Source organism: Synechococcus sp. OH30 (assembly GCF_047462175.1).
Lineage (GTDB): Bacteria > Cyanobacteriota > Cyanobacteriia > Thermostichales > Thermostichaceae > Thermostichus.
The window spans coordinates 16,090-30,709 of the sequence record NZ_JANSIP010000011.1 but is presented as its reverse complement, the minus strand read 5'-3'; the positions used below and the strand labels follow the sequence as shown (position 1 = coordinate 30,709).

The window sequence follows — 14,620 nt, the reverse complement described above, 5'->3', positions numbered from 1 at the left end:
GAGCAAGCTAGAGAATCCAGAAATCGCGGTATGCTGGCTTTGGATCCCGTTAATCTCTCTTCATAGTCTTCTCCTATGGATGTCTTTGCCCCAACTGGAAACCTGCATGCTGGCGCCATTTGGCCGGAGGTGGTGGTCACCCTCACGCTGTTGATGGTCTTGGTGGTGGATTTAGTAGGCGGGTCAGCAGCCCGCAAAAGTCTGCCCGCCCTCTCCCTCTTTGGCTTGATCGGGGCTTTGGTAACCCTGGTGTTGCAATGGCAGCAGCCTCAGTTGGAGAGCTTCTTGGGCAGCTTTGCTGCGGATCCAGTTAGCATTCTCTTCCGGGGCCTAGTGGTGGTAACGGCAGCCCTGACGGTGATGATGGCGGAGCGCTACATCGCCCAGGCGGGAGCGCCCACCGGTGAGTTTTATGTGCTGCTGCTCACGGCCACCTTGGGGGGAATGTTCCTTGCAGGGGCCACCGATCTCATCATGGTGTTTGTCTCGTTGGAAACGCTAGGCATCGCCAGCTACCTGATGGCCGGCTACACCAAGCGGGATCCGCGCTCTTCAGAGGCAGCACTGAAGTATCTCTTGATCGGGGCCAGCAGCACAGCCATCTTCCTCTATGGCATGTCGCTGCTCTATGGCCTTTCAGGAGGTCAGACGCAGCTGGCAGCTATTGCACCACACCTGGCCAATGCTGGGCTGGCGGGGATCCTTGCCTTGGTGTTCTGCCTTAGCGGCATTGGTTTTAAGCTGGCGGCGGTGCCCTTCCACCAGTGGACGCCCGATGTCTATGAGGGATCCCCAACGCCGGTGGTGGCCTTTTTGTCAGTGGGATCCAAGGCGGCAGGCTTTGCCCTGGCCATTCGCTTTCTCGCCACTGTGTTCCCGGCAATGACAGAAGAGTGGCGGGCGGTGCTCTCGGTGTTGGCCATTTTGACCATGGTGCTGGGGAATGTGGTGGCCATTGCCCAAACCCGTCTCAAGCGACTGCTGGCCTACTCTTCCATTGGGCAGGCGGGCTTTGTTTTGATTGGGTTGGTAGCAGGGACTGAAGCGGGCTACGCCAGCTTGATTTTTTACCTAATGGTCTATTTGGCCATGAACCTGGGGGCCTTTCTCTGCGTTACCCTGTTTAGCCTGAAGACGGGTACCGACGAGATTAACGAGTACAGCGGCCTCTACCAAAAGGATCCCTTCCTCACCCTTTGCCTGAGCATTTGTCTGCTCTCGCTGGGCGGATTGCCGCCGCTGGCGGGCTTTTTCGGCAAGCTGTATCTCTTCTGGGCTGGCTGGCAGGCAGGAGAATACACGCTGGTGCTGGTGGGCTTGGTTACTAGCGTCATCTCCATCTACTACTACGTGCGGGTGGTGAAAGCCATGGTGGTAAAAGAGCCGCAGGAAATGTCGCTTTCGGTGCAAAACTACCCCGAGACCGACTGGCAGGCCGAAGGCATGCCGGCTTTGCGGGTGGGCATGGTGCTGACGCTGGTGGCCACCATCTTGGCTGGCATTCTCTCCAATCCGCTGTTTACTCTCTCCATCCAGGCAGTAGAGCAAAGTCCGTTTTTGGGGTTCCCGACAGCCCAGGCTTTTGCTCCAGAGCCAGCTAGCCCTTCTCTGACCGTTGCGGGCTCTGCAGCTTTGCCTAGCTACTAGAGCTCCCTCACCCCCAGCCCCTCTCCCTTAGGGAGAGGGGGGTTTTGCTTGCTGAGTCGACTGCTGGGATCCCCCCTCAAATACCTTCTAGGCTGACATTGAGAAAGCGGGCGATCTCGGCTGCTTGGTTTTCGATCTCGGCCAAAGAGGGTGGCTGACCCACACCCGTGAGGGGGATGTCGCCGCGTCCTTTTACCCGCAAGTAGATAACCCGACGGGGGTTGAGGCCTTCTCGCAGCTCTACCCGCAGGCTTTGCACCTCGGCAAAGTCGTATTCTAGGCGCACCTCGCGGTTTTTGCCCGGAAAGCCCTGCCGCACCAGCGTTATCTTTTGGGTGCGGCGGTCGAACTCGTTGTAGCCGCCCCCTAGGTTCCAGTACAAACTTAGCCATTGGTACAGCCCCGCCAGGGATCCGAGCAGGCCGTAAAAGAGCATGGCAATGCCCTGGGGAATGAACACCAGGCTGGCGGGATCGGAAAAGGGAAGCAAATTGCGGTGGAAATAGCTAGAAAGACCAGCCAGGGTAAAGCCCAGACCCCCCGCTGTCAAGACCACTGCCCAAAAGTAAACACTGGGCCGCCGCGAGCCAATGACGGTGTAGCGCAGCAGGTCTTCAGAGCGAATTTCGGGAATGGTTGCAGCCACAGACGGGATCCCTTTCTCCAAAGCTAGCTTCTTCCATCATTATTAGGCGGGAAGCCCTGCCCTAGGGAGGGGCAACAGAGCCTTTCTCCTTAGGGGCTTTCGACCTCTCGGTTTCCTAAAGCCTGGGATCCCTTAGCGGGGTGTAACGATTTCCCCTGCCCCTGGGGTAACTGCCGGAGGTTCACTGGGGGAAGGCTCGCCCTCAGGGGTAGGAGAGGTGGGTTCCGGCTGGGCTGCCGGCGGAGAAGTTTCGGCTTCCGGCGTTGGACTTGGCAGGGCCGAGAGCTGGGCTACCGCCTCCTGAGCTGTCCGCCCTCCAAAGGCCGACAGGGCAATTGCCGCTTCCCCACGGCTGACCGGCTGGAAGGGGTTAAAGGTACGGATGGGGCCGAAGGTGCGCAACACGGTGGAGGCATTCTCCAGGCTGCGATCTGCCACCAGGGGAGCAACCGCCTCCTCAGGGATCTGCGCCGCATCGGTAAAGCCCCAACGCTCCTCCAGCTCTAATCGGGATCCCTTGATCTGCCCAGGCGGAAAATCCAAAGGCACCTTCATGCGGATGAGCTCGGCTCGCGACAGCAGGCTGTTGGGACGAAACTCGCGGTTGGCGTCTCCGCTAACGATGCCGGCAGCTCCCAGGGCCTGGATGTAGCGAAAGTTGGGATCCTCCTCCGGCACATCCAAAAAGAGGGGGCGCTCGCTGGCAGGTCCCAGCCGGATTTGGCGGCTGGGCTCGTCGGCGTAAATGGCGTTGTTGGCCAGCACCAGCCAGCGGGCAAATTCGCCGCGGCGAACACTGCGCTGGGGCTGAAATTCCCTGCCGCCAATATCAGCAAAGACCCCCAGTTGATCCAGGTAATAGACCGAGCGGGCCACCAGGGATCCGGGCTCCAGATCCGTGAAGCGGCTGCTGAGCTGGCTGGGCAGAGGCGTGAAGGCAGCAGGGGGAGTTGTAGGAGGAGAGGGGGAGCGGGGTTCGATCCAAGGGGAAGGCGTCTCAGCTTGATCTGCAGAGGGAGAGGCAGACAGACCCACCGGTCGCACCGCTCGTTGCAGCCGCTCTCCCCACTCGGTTCCCTGACAGGCCGACACCAGCCCCAGCAGCAGGACAAAGCTTCCACCCTTGAGCCAGCTGCTGGCTAGAGACAGCGATCGCCCAGACCGCCTAGGATTGCCTTGCTGCTGCAGCGCCTTCTCCCGCTCTACTGAGCCCATTTGCGGCTGAACTCCTCCAGCACATCCAGCAGGTTGAGCAGGCTTTGCATGGGCAGCAGATCGGCTAGAGGCAGCTCTTTGCGCCCACCCCCCACTTTTACTGGGATCCCTTGCAAAACCTCGGTAACGGCATTCTCGTCCACCTTGCCTGCCATCACCTGGGGAGCCAGTCGCTCTGCCAAAACCGTATGCAGGTGGGCATCCCGCAGGTAAAGGTGCCACCGGGCTACATCGATGTAAACTTCCTTGCCAATGGCAGCTGCCAATTGCTCAATCTCTGGGTTGCTGGGCACTTGGGCCATTGCTCAGCTCCGTCAGGGGTTGCCCTCTGCCGATCATAACCTGCTCCCACCTCACGGAGAGGTGGCGGCAGAGCGACTCGGTAGAGGCAAGGCAAAGTTCTCCTGCAACTGCCGCAGCAGCAATAGGTGCTCCAGAGCTAAGCGATCCCGCTCGAGGCGCAACTGACTCAGTTGGGCCTGGACCTGGCGGATCTCCTCTTCGTCGGAGTCCCAGGTTTGCAAAAGGCGGTAGAGGCGGTCTTGCTGGCTAGCAATCTGCTGGTTCAGGCGGGCCAAGCGGCGGCTGAACTCCCTATCCATCTCTTCTGCCAGCTGGGGATCGGGCAGGAGGGGCAGCTGAGCCCAATCGATGCCCAGCTGGGTTGAAGTTGGTGGGAGTGGCTCCAACTTTTTGAGGAGAGGGAAATCGGGAAAAGGGGAGAGCTCTACCTCAGAAGCAGCCGGTTGGTTTTTTGGGGTAGAAGCCTGCGCCCTGGCCAGCGGGGGGGTGGGCTGGGCAGCAAACTTCAAGGGACTGGGAGAGGGGTGCGCCAGAGGGTTACCCCTGGGATTTGCCTGGGCTGCCCAAGATCCCAGACTGCCCAGCCAAAGACAAATGGCTAGCCCCCAAGCCCGGCGGATTGCTGTGCTCACCCTGCCCTCCTCGGTCTTCCTTCAAGCTAGCTCAAGCCTTACTCCCCGCCCAAGTCAGCTGGAGAGTTGGGCAGCGGCTCAAACAAAATTGAGTAGGCGTCTTGCTTCTCTCCTGGCTCGAACAGGTAGCGCTGGGCAAGCCGGGCAGAGGCTGGCACCATGGCCACCCGCACCGGCGGCTCCTCCAGTGACACCAAGGGCTGAGGGTGCAACCAGCGCCAGCCTGCCCAGCCGGCTCCCGCCAAGGCCACCACAGCCGCTGCCACTTGTCCCCAGGGAAAGCCGCTGCAGCGCCGCCACCCTAGAGCAACCGCTGGCGTTCGCTCCAGCTTCTCGAACACACGGCTAATTAGCAACTCCGTCTGAACGGGATCCGAGGTTGGCGCCTTGAGGTTGGCCAAGCCAGCTTGTAAAGCCGCCAGCTGGCTATACAGTTGCCGCGCCTGGGGATTGCTAGCCAGCCAATCCTCCACTTGCCGTGCCTCCTGGGGAGCCAGTTCCCCATCTAGGTAGGCGCTTAACTGTTCAAAGCACTCCTCCACTGGCGGTAGCTCCGCTGGGGAAAGGGAGGCGGCCTTCTCACGGTCAGGGTTGGGGCAAAACATGGTCATTCGCCGTTGAGGTAGGGTTTCAGGATGGATTGCAAGCGGGCGCGGGCCCGCGCAATGCGGGATTTAACAGTACCCAAAGATACCCCCGTAATCTCTGCAATTTCCTCATAGGCCATCCCCTGAATTTCTCGCAGCAGGAGAGCTTGGCGAAAGACCTCGGGCAGATCGTGGACAGCTTGGTGCAATCGCTCGTAAAACTCGCAGGTGGTGAGGTGGTCATGGGGGCCGGGGCTATTGCTGGGCAGTTCCCATTCCATCTCACTCTCTTGCCTTGAAATCGAGGCATCTAAAGAAAGGGTTGGCTGTTGACGCTTGCGCTTGCGCAGCTCGTCATAAAACAGATTGGTGGCAATCCGGCCCAGCCAACTGCGAAACTTTGCTGGTTCCTGCAAATGTTTTAGGTTGCGATAAGCTCGGATCCAAACTTCCTGAGCCAAGTCCTGGCGATCTGGCCAGCTGGGCGCAAGGTGGTAGAGAACCTTGTCTACGTAGGCTTGATAGCGGCGTATGAGCTCGGCGAAGGCCTCGCGGTGGGGCTGGGATCTCTGCTGACACAGCAGTACCAGCTCTTGATCAGCAAGCTTTTCTGGCGGCACAGGCTCGTCCTTTACTGAAGCCGACCAGCGCTGGCCACTGAGGTCGTCGAGGACAGCATCCATAAGCAGCCATGGAGCAGGAGGACAATAGCAGAGGGATCCCTTCTGCTTACCAGACGAATTCAAGAAAAGCGGGTTCCCTTCCTAGATCTTGGCGCAAAGGGCGAGGGGTTGAACTGGCGAGAGTGCCCTTGCAGGATAGCTCTCGAGCTGGCAACTGGGCTACAGTGGGCTTGCGGTAGAGTGGGCGCCCATCCCCATGACTTCCGAGGCAGCTGCTGTTCTTTCTGAGCTCAAGGCAGTGCCAATGCTGGCGGAACTTTCGGCAACGTCTCTGCAGTGGCTGGGATCCCAGGTGAGGCTGCGGGACATCCCGGCAGGGCAGCTGCTCTTGATGCAGGAGGCCTGGGGCAACGTCGTTTACCTAATCCTCTCCGGCTGGGCCAAGGTGCGGCGGGCGCGGCGGATCCGCACCGCCCAAGGGATGCAGGATGGCACCCAAACCCTAGCCCTGCTTGGCCCGGGCGCTTGGGTGGGGGAAATGGCCGTGCTGGATGAAGCTCCCCGCTCGCGGGATGTGCTGGCCCTAACCCCGCTGCGGGCTGCCGGGATCCCGGCGGCAGCTTTCAAGGCGCTGATGCTCCAGGAGCCGCGCCTGTGCTACCAACTGGCCTGCAGCCTCTCCCGTCGCTTGCGCCTAGCCAATTTGCAGGCCGATCTGGATCAACAAAGCCCCCCGCTGCGGGTGGTGCAGGCGCTGGTGTACCTGGCGGAAGCCTTTGGCGAGAAGACTGGCCAGGGGATGCGCATCCTCTACCCACCGCTCCAGGATTTGGCCGATATCAGCCGAGTTAGCAAGGAAACAGTGGCAGCGGTGCTAGAGCGCCTGCAGCAGCAGGGGGTTATTCAGCCGCTGCCCGACCAGCAGTCTCTGCTACTGGTCCAGTACGCTAAGTTGGTGGAGGCAACCCGCCTGCTCTAGCTGGGGCTGCGCCTGGAAAAGCTAGTAGGGGCACGCCACCCTGTACCTGCAAGGTCACTTGGCAAGGCCGCAGGCCCACGCTAGCCAGGCGGCCTCTTCTTCCGACAGGCTAGCTTGGTGCAGGGCGTAAACCTGGCGGTGATACTCCTCAAGCCAAGTCTGTTGCGCCTTGTCTAGCAGATCCCAGTCAATCAAGCGCCTATCAAAGGGGATCCAAGTTAGGGAGCGAAAGCCCATCCAGCCCTCCGGCTCTGGAAGGGCAACCACTTCATAGAGGTTTTCCAAGCGAATTCCACCCCAGCCCGGCTGGTAGTAGCCCGGCTCAATGCTAGTGATCATGCCTACCTTGAAGGGGGTGGTGGCGCGGCGGTGGATCCCATTGGGCCCCTCGTGGACGTTCAAGAAGGCGCCGACACCGTGGCCGGTGCCGTGGCCATAGTCCAGCCCTGCCTGCCAGAGGCTGGAGCGGGCAATGCCATCCAAGGAGACCCCGTAGGTATCCGGGGGGAAGATCTGGCGGGCGCACTGGATGTGGGCTTTAAGCACCTCGGTGTAGCGCCGCTGGCACAAGGGATCTGCCGGTTGCGGGCCAATCCAGATGGTGCGGGTAGCGTCGGTAGTGCCCCCCAGGTAGTGGGATCCCGAATCCAACAAAAACAACTCGCCTGGCTGCAAAAACTTCTGAGGATCCGGGGTGCCGTAGTGAACAATGGAGCTGTTGGCGCCGGCCCCGGCAATGGTGTTAAAGCTCAGGCCCACCCAATCCCCTTCCTCGCGGTAGTGGGCTGCCATGGTGGCCGCCACATCGGCTTCGCTGATGGGGATCCCCGCTTGAATTTGCCGGTCAATCCAAGCCAGGGTGCGGATCTTGGCCCGGCTGGCCTTGCGGTTAGCTAGCCGCATCTGCTCCAGCTCAGTGGGGTTTTTCACCGCCTTGAGGGCCTCCACAGGGTGATCCAGCTCGCGACAGGGGATCCCTTGCAGCAGCTCTTGGGTGCCCTGAGTGGTCTGCTTGGGATCCAATCCCACCGGCCCGTAGCCCTTGGCCCACTGGGGCAGCTGTTCCGGGTAGGCCTCGTAAGGCCAGAGCTCGACCTCGGCTTCCACCAGCATTTGCCGAGCCGAGGGCGTGAGGCGCTCCAGGTCAGTAAACAGGGCAACCCTCTCCAGGGCGACCAGCGCGTAGGCGCGGAACACTGGGTTGTAGGGGATGTCAGAGCCGCGCAGGTTAAACAGCCAAGCTACCTGGTCCAACTTGGTTAGGGGCAACAATCCCACCCGCTTGCGACGCATCTCCTGGCGCACCTGGGCCAGCTTGTCGCTGGCAGTAGCCCCGCAGAGCTGGGCAGGGACAGGATAGATGGGTTGCTGCAAAAGGGCTTGGCTAGCTTCCTTGGCCAGCTTGTCCAGCGGGTTTTCGCTAACCGGCACCAGTAGCACCCCCCCGGCTTGGGCGTGGGTCTGCAACTGGCGGTAGGTGGCCACTGATACTGTGAAGGGATCCACTCCTAGGCGAAAGCCGGATCCCAGCTCTTCCACAATCTCCATCAGGCTGGGCTGCTCCGGCAGGCCGCCTTTGATGACGGTAAACAGGTTGGGATCCACTTCCCGCTCCGCCTGCTCGTGGTAGCGGGGATCCACCCACAGCCAGGCCCTGTCCCGGCTAATCAGAGCATCCCCCACCGAGCCGGTAAAGCCTGTAATCCACTGCCGCCGCTTGCGGTATTCCAGCAAATACTCATTGAGGTGCTCATCAGCCGAGGGCACCCAAAACCCATCCAGATTTTGTTCCTGCAAAAGCTGGCGCAACTGCTGCAAACGGGCGGCAATATCCAAGCGAGGCAGGGTTTGGAGCATGGCAGGGACAAGAGGGAGATCTGGGCCGATGGCCCTAGAGACCAATATAGTTCTCTTTGGGAAAGCAGACGGAACATAGAGGAAGCGGCTACTTGGTGGTGGACTACAAAGCAGGAGCCAAGGGCTTCTGCGCCGTGTTTTTCGGCGACCTGGGTGTTTTCCCAACTAGCACCGAAAAAACCGTTGGCTACCGCGAACCCCCTCCAGGAGAGGGGCTAGCTTCTAGCGCTCTTCGGGAAAGCCAGCCTCTCGCCAAGCGCGGATGCCGCCGTCCATGGAGATCACGCGGCGGTAGCCCATTTTCTGCAGGTTGTCGGCTGCTAGCGCCGAGCGAAAGCCGCCACCACAGTAGAGGACAATCTCGGCTTCTTTATCTGGAATCACCTTCTCGATATCCCGCTCGATGATGCCTTTGCTTAAGTGAATGGCGCCGACAATGTGGCCGGCCTGCCACTCCGACTCTTCCCGCACGTCGACTAGGTAGAAGGGATCCCCTTGCAGTTGTTTTTGCCTCACCTGTTCAACGGTGAGCTCTTGGATGCGGCTTTTGGCCTCGTTAACCAAAGCCAGGAAAGCAGGAGAGTGGTGGGATGCCATGCACACCTCCCAGAGAACCCAGCTCCCAGGATAAACCCAGGCCCAATCGCGTTGGGCAACACTAAACCTTCAGCAAGCTAAACTAAGGGCAGATTTGCCCCCTGGAGGCTCCAGTTTGAGCTCTCGATTCACCCTTTCCCAACTGCTTGGGTTCCTTGCTCTGACTTTGAGCTGGGGGATCCCTTTCCCTGCCAAGCTGCCGGCTCAAGCTGCCCCCGTCCGCCTAGAAAGCGGGATCCAACGGCAAGTCTCTAGCCCGCCGCCAGCCTCGCTCGTAGAGTGGCTGCAAAAGCAGATAGACGCTGCCAACCGCCGCGACTTGCCAGGGGTAATGGCTGGCTATAGCCCCGACTTTCGCCACCGGGACGGCCTGGATCGACAAGAGGTGGAGGAAGCTATTCGCCAGCTGTGGGAGGCCCATCCCCAATTGACCTACTCGGCTCAAATTGTCTCTTGGCGGCAGGTGGGCCCTGAGATCGTGGCCGAGATCGCCAGCCAAGTGCAGGGATCCCAAGCTTCAGCACGGGGGGAGTTTCAGGTCAAGGCTGCCGCCCTGGTGCGCAACCGCTACCGCCCGGATGTGGCCAATCCAGGACAACTGCTGCTCGTAGACCAAGAAGTCCTGCGGGAGTCTAGCACCCTCCTCTCCGGCTCGGCACCTCCCACTGTTACTTTCAAGTTGCCCGAGGCGGTCAAGCCAGGATCCACCTACTCGCTGCAGGCTATTGTGGCAGAACCCCTCACCCAGTCCTTGCTGCTGGGCGCTGTCGATGAGCAACCCGTCGCTGCAGGCGGCTACTTGGATCTCACTTCGTTTGCCCTTGAACCTCTGCAGGCAGGCGGGCTCTTTCTCCAGGCAGATGCCCCCCCAGAACCGGGCGCTCGGTGGATCTCGGTGATGCTGGTTAACCAAAGTGGCCTTGTTGTCGAGAGCCGGCGCCTTGCCGTCCAACCGTGACCTACTCCCGAACCTCCTGCTGACAGGACAGGCTGCATGGCTTACGCCGCGCTCTGCCCACGCTTCAACGGGATCCGGTCGTCCCTCCACAAGCAGACACGGAAGGCGCCAGATTCCGGCAACCCCGTTGTGTATAGCCCTTGTAGGGGTGGCTGGGTTCCAAGACTGACCTTGCAGGTACAGTGATGAGCCAGAGAGGAAGGTTCTTGAAGCAACCTAGCAAAGAGTTGGGCTTACTGGAGCGGAAACTCCTCAAAAAACTATCCGCTCTCACCCACCACCGAGGAGAAACAGGCGGTCCAGGAGAGAGCGGTCTAGCGGGCCTTCAACTGGAACCTGACTGCCGGGAGGAACTCCAAGCGAGCCAGAACGCGAAGACTCCTCAGCAAGCTAAGGATCTGAGTTCAGGCCGTTAGAGAACAGCCCCGGCGCACAGCCGGCTGAACCCAACTTGACGACCCTTACACGAACTACTCTCTGGCATCCCCTGGAACCTCCCTTCCTCAACGACATCCTGAGGCTAGCACGAATCTTTACCTTTACCAAGAGGGCGGGCTGGATCCCTTCTCCCCAAAAGGGCTTCAATGAAGGGGATCTCAGGAGACACCGCTGAGGAGAGAGCAACGGCGTAGGATAGAAGGACACCCTTTAGCCTGATCAACCAGTTGCCGTGGACTACAAGAGTACCCTCAACCTGCCGCAAACCCAGTTTCCCATGCGGGCGGAGGCCGCTAAGAGGGAGCCCGCCATCCAAGCTTTTTGGCAGGAAGAACAGATCTATCAGCGTCTGTCGGAAACCAATCCCGGGGATCCCTTTGTGTTGCACGATGGGCCGCCCTATGCCAATGGCGACATCCACATGGGCACCACCCTCAACAAGATTCTCAAAGACATTGTGAACAAGTACCACATCCTGCGGGGGCGCAAGGTGCGCTATGTGCCTGGTTGGGATTGCCACGGCCTACCCATTGAGCTAAAGGTACTGCAAAGCCTCTCCCCCCAGGAGCGGGAAAGCCTTACCCCCCTGCAACTGCGGCAAAAGGCCAGAGAGTACGCCCTGCACTATGTCAACGTGCAGCGGGCCAGTTTTCAGCGGCTGGGGGTATGGGGGGATTGGGATCGGCCCTACCTGACCCTCTCGCCGGAGTACGAGGCGGCCCAGATCGAGGTGTTTGGTCAGATGGCCCTCAAAGGCTACATCTACCGCGGCCTCAAGCCTGTCCACTGGAGCCCCAGCTCGCAGACGGCCTTGGCAGAAGCGGAGCTGGAATATCCCGACAACCACGTCTCCCCCAGCATCTACGTGGCTTTTCCTCTGCAGAGCCTCACTCCAGCAGCACAGCCGATTTTGGAGCCCTTCCTGCCGGGCTTGCGGGTGGCCATCTGGACGACTACCCCGTGGACGATCCCGGCCAACCTGGCCCTTTGCTTTAACCCCAGGCTCACCTATGCGGTGGTGGATTCTCCCCACTTCGGTCTGCTGCTCATTGCTGCCGAGCTGCGGCAGCGGCTGGAGAAAGTTCTGGAGACCCCTCTGGAGGTCAAGGCCACGCTGCCGGGATCGGCTCTGGAATACTGCCAGGGACGCCACCCCCTCTTTGACCGCCCTAGCCTCTGTGTTTTGGGAGACTATGTCACCACCGAGTCCGGCACCGGCATTGTCCACACAGCGCCGGGGCATGGGGAAGAAGACTTCAAAACCGGCCAAAAGTACGGCTTGCCCATCCTCAGCCCCGTGGATGAGCGGGGGAGATTTACAGCGGAAGCCGGCTCCCAGTTTGCCGGCCTGGATGTGCTCTCCAAAGAACCGGAGACCAGCGGCAACCTGGCCGTAATCAAGGCCTTGCAGGCTGCCGGCGCCCTGCTCAAGGAGGAGCCTTACCACCACAAATACCCCTACGACTGGCGCACCAAAGAACCAACCATCTTCCGCGCCACCGAGCAGTGGTTTGCGTCTGTAGCCGGCTTCCGAGAGCTGGCCCTGCAGGCCATCAAAACCGTAAAGTGGATCCCGCCGGAAGGGGAAAACCGCATCACCGCCATGGTGAAGGAGCGCTCGGACTGGTGTATCTCCCGCCAGCGGGTTTGGGGCGTACCGATCCCTGTTTTCTACGACGAAGAAACGGGCGAGGTTCTGCTCACGGCCGAGACCCTCGAGCACATCAAAGCCATCTTTGCCCAGGAGGGATCCGACGCCTGGTGGAAGCGACCGGTGGAAGAGTTGCTGCCGGAGCAGTACCGCCACAATGGCCGCACCTACCGCAAGGGCACAGATACCATGGATGTTTGGTTTGACTCCGGCTCTTCTTGGGCGGCGGTGGCCCAGGCCCGCGGGTTGGGCTACCCAGTGGATCTCTACCTGGAGGGTTCCGACCAGCACCGGGGTTGGTTCCAGTCCAGCTTACTGACTTCCGTGGCCGTCAACGGCTGTGCCCCCTACAAAGCGGTGCTCACCCACGGCTTTGTGCTGGACGAAAAGGGCCAGAAGATGAGCAAGTCTTTGGGCAACGTCATCGACCCAATGGTACTCATCAACGGCGGCAGCAACCCCCAGACGGATCCCGCCTATGGCGCCGATGTGGTGCGGCTGTGGGTTGCCAGCGTGGACTACTCCGGCGATGTGCCCCTGGGCAAGACCATCCTCGGGCAGATGGCGGATATCTACCGCAAGATCCGCAACACGGCCCGCTTTCTGCTGGGCAACCTCTATGACTTCAACCCGGCTCAGGATGCCGTTCCCTTTGCAGCGTTGACGGAGTTGGACCGCTACCTCCTGCACCGCCTAAAGGAGGTGGGGGAGGAAGTCACTGCAGCTTTTGAAAGCTACCAGTTCTACCGCTTTTTCCAAGCGGTTCAGAACTTCTGTGTGGTGGATCTCTCCAACTTCTACCTGGATATTGCCAAGGATCGCCTCTACATCAGCCACGCCCGCAGCCGGCGGCGGCGGCAATGTCAGACGGTGCTGGCATTGGTGCTGGAGAACTTGGCCAAAGCCATCGCCCCCGTACTTTCCCACCTAGCAGAAGAAATCTGGAGCTACCTGCCTTACCCCAAGCCTACCCGTTCAGTGTTTGAAGGGGGCTGGATGCAGCTACCAGAGCACTGGCGGGATCCCCAGCTGGCGGCCACTTGGGAAAAGCTGCGGGCAGTGCGGCAGGAGGTGAACAAAGCGCTGGAGCAGGCCCGCACCGCCAAGGTCATCGGCGCTTCCACCGAAGCCAAACTCCTCCTCAAGGTAGGGGATCCCTACCTGTATGCTCTTCTGGAGGAGCGGGCAGCTGACCTGCGCTACCTGTTTATCACTTCCCAGGTGGAGCTAATCAAGGCGGAGCCTGAGCAGGCAGAGGTGCAGGTTGCCGTTCAGCGGGCGGAGGGCAAGAAATGCGTGCGCTGCTGGAACTACTCCCCTCGCGTGGGGGAATTTGCTGAACACCCCGAGCTGTGCGAGCGCTGCGTAGCGGCCCTGGCTGGCGAGTTCTAAGCAGGACCGGGCCGGGCATTACCTAACCAAAGACTGGGGCAGGCGGGAGGCCGACTCCCGCTCCAGGTCGCGGAAAAGGGGAGTGCTGAGGTAGCGCTCGCCAAAGCTGGGCTGGATCATCACAATCAGCTTGCCAGCGTTTTCCGGTCGCCGCCCCACCTGGATAGCGGCAGCCAGGGCCGCCCCGGTGGAAATGCCGGAGAGGATCCCTTCTTCTTTGGCCAGGCGGCGGCTATAGACCATGCTCTCTTCGTCATCTACTGCAATCACCTCATCCAGCAGGTCGCGCCGCAAGACCTCGGGCACAAACCCTGCCCCAATGCCCTCAATGCGGTGGAAGCCGGGCCGCCCCCCACTTAGAACAGCACTTGCCTTGGGCTCGACGGCCACCAGCCGAATCGAGGGTTTCTTACTCTTGAGGAACCCGCCCGCCCCTGTGATGGTGCCGCCGGTGCCCACCCCCGCCACCAGGATGTCCACCTGGCCATCAGTGTCCTCCCAAATCTCAGGGCCGGTGGTGCGGGCGTGGATTTGCGGGTTGGCAGGATTGGTAAATTGGCCCAGCATGTAGGCATTGGGGGTGCGGCGCACGATCTCTTCTGCCTTCCAGATGGCCTCTCCCATGCCACCTTCGCTGCTGGCCAGGTGCACCTCTGCTCCGTAGGCCTTCAACAGCAGCCGCCGCTCCAGGCTCATGCTCTCAGGCATGACAATGATCAGCCGATAGCCCTTGGCTGCTGCCGCCATAGCCAGGCCAATACCTGTGTTGCCGGAGGTGGGCTCCACCAAAATGGTCTTACCCGGAGCAATTAAGCCGGCTTGTTCAGCTGCCTCAATCATGCTGACGGCAATGCGGTCTTTTACCGAGGCCGCTGGGTTGAAGCTCTCCAGTTTGACCACAATCTCCGCCAGGCAGCCTTCTGCCTGGGGGATCCGGTTCAGCCGCACCAGGGGTGTGCGGCCGATGAGTTGGGTGATGTTATCGGCAATCCTCATAGGCAACAACAAGCCAATTCAAGGCCACCTCGAGAAGCTGGGCCTTTGTCCGATGCTAACCCTACTAAGGGATCCCTGGCCGCTGTCGGCCACCTGAGG

General features: G+C 60.6%; 13 protein-coding genes. 4 read left to right on the top strand and 9 right to left on the bottom strand.

Annotated elements, in window-relative coordinates; translation table 11 throughout:
* Window positions 1–75: 75 nt before the first annotated feature.
* Window positions 76–1,647 carry an NAD(P)H-quinone oxidoreductase subunit N gene (locus tag NW830_RS10690; RefSeq protein ID WP_414362691.1) on the top strand — a complete coding sequence of 524 codons (1,572 nt, stop codon included), beginning with the start codon at window positions 76–78 and terminating at the stop codon, window positions 1,645–1,647.
* 76 nt (window positions 1,648–1,723) lie between these two features.
* Here NW830_RS10690 and NW830_RS10685 read toward each other — a convergent pair whose 3' ends face one another.
* The 6 genes from NW830_RS10685 to NW830_RS10660 all read right to left on the bottom strand — a co-directional run bounded on the left by NW830_RS10685 (window position 1,724) and on the right by NW830_RS10660 (window position 5,713).
* Window positions 1,724–2,293: a photosystem I assembly protein Ycf4 gene (locus NW830_RS10685; RefSeq protein ID WP_414362692.1), complete on the bottom strand. Its 570-nt coding sequence runs from the start codon at window positions 2,291–2,293 to the stop codon at window positions 1,724–1,726.
* 132 nt (window positions 2,294–2,425) lie between these two features.
* Window positions 2,426–3,508: an S-layer homology domain-containing protein gene (locus tag NW830_RS10680; RefSeq protein WP_414362693.1), complete on the bottom strand. Its 1,083-nt coding sequence runs from the start codon at window positions 3,506–3,508 to the stop codon at window positions 2,426–2,428.
* The gene (locus NW830_RS10675; protein WP_414362694.1) at window positions 3,496–3,810 is read right to left on the bottom strand and encodes a DUF3181 family protein; all 315 of its coding nucleotides are present in this window, start codon (window positions 3,808–3,810) and stop codon (window positions 3,496–3,498) included. The genes NW830_RS10680 and NW830_RS10675 overlap by 13 nt, the downstream gene beginning before the upstream one ends.
* A 51-nt stretch (window positions 3,811–3,861) precedes the next feature.
* Window positions 3,862–4,443: a hypothetical protein gene (locus tag NW830_RS10670; RefSeq protein ID WP_414362695.1), complete on the bottom strand. Its 582-nt coding sequence runs from the start codon at window positions 4,441–4,443 to the stop codon at window positions 3,862–3,864.
* Window positions 4,444–4,481: 38 nt separating this feature from the next.
* Window positions 4,482–5,054, bottom strand: a complete 573-nt coding sequence (locus tag NW830_RS10665) for an anti-sigma factor family protein (protein WP_414362696.1) — start codon at window positions 5,052–5,054, stop codon at window positions 4,482–4,484.
* Window positions 5,051–5,713, bottom strand: coding sequence for a sigma-70 family RNA polymerase sigma factor (locus NW830_RS10660; protein ID WP_414362697.1), 663 nt, complete (start codon window positions 5,711–5,713; stop codon window positions 5,051–5,053). The genes NW830_RS10665 and NW830_RS10660 overlap by 4 nt, the downstream gene beginning before the upstream one ends.
* Window positions 5,714–5,909: 196 nt before the next feature.
* Between NW830_RS10660 and NW830_RS10655 the strand changes: the two genes are divergently transcribed.
* Window positions 5,910–6,632 (top strand): Crp/Fnr family transcriptional regulator, encoded by a 723-nt coding sequence (locus NW830_RS10655; protein WP_414362698.1) that lies wholly within the window; start codon window positions 5,910–5,912, stop codon window positions 6,630–6,632.
* 54 nt (window positions 6,633–6,686) lie between these two features.
* On the opposite strand, the gene NW830_RS10650 is transcribed toward NW830_RS10655, so the two are convergent.
* The gene (locus NW830_RS10650) at window positions 6,687–8,534 is read right to left on the bottom strand and encodes an aminopeptidase P family protein (RefSeq protein ID WP_414362699.1); all 1,848 of its coding nucleotides are present in this window, start codon (window positions 8,532–8,534) and stop codon (window positions 6,687–6,689) included.
* Window positions 8,535–8,711: 177 nt separating this feature from the next.
* Complete coding sequence (locus NW830_RS10645; RefSeq protein ID WP_414362700.1) at window positions 8,712–9,086, bottom strand: rhodanese-like domain-containing protein; 375 nt, start codon at window positions 9,084–9,086, stop codon at window positions 8,712–8,714.
* Window positions 9,087–9,201: 115 nt separating this feature from the next.
* On the opposite strand from NW830_RS10645, the gene NW830_RS10640 reads away from it, so the two are divergent.
* Together NW830_RS10640 and ileS are read left to right on the top strand one after the other, a co-directional pair.
* On the top strand, window positions 9,202–10,044 hold the full coding sequence (locus NW830_RS10640; protein WP_414362701.1) for a hypothetical protein: 843 nt from the start codon (window positions 9,202–9,204) through the stop codon (window positions 10,042–10,044).
* Window positions 10,045–10,759: 715 nt separating this feature from the next.
* Entirely contained in the window at window positions 10,760–13,525 is a 2,766-nt protein-coding gene (gene ileS / locus NW830_RS10635; RefSeq protein WP_414362715.1) for an isoleucine--tRNA ligase, read from the top strand.
* An 18-nt stretch (window positions 13,526–13,543) separates the two neighbouring features.
* Here ileS and cysK read toward each other — a convergent pair whose 3' ends face one another.
* The gene (cysK, locus tag NW830_RS10630) at window positions 13,544–14,521 is read right to left on the bottom strand and encodes a cysteine synthase A (protein ID WP_414362702.1); all 978 of its coding nucleotides are present in this window, start codon (window positions 14,519–14,521) and stop codon (window positions 13,544–13,546) included.
* Between the last annotated feature and the right edge of the window lie 99 nt (window positions 14,522–14,620).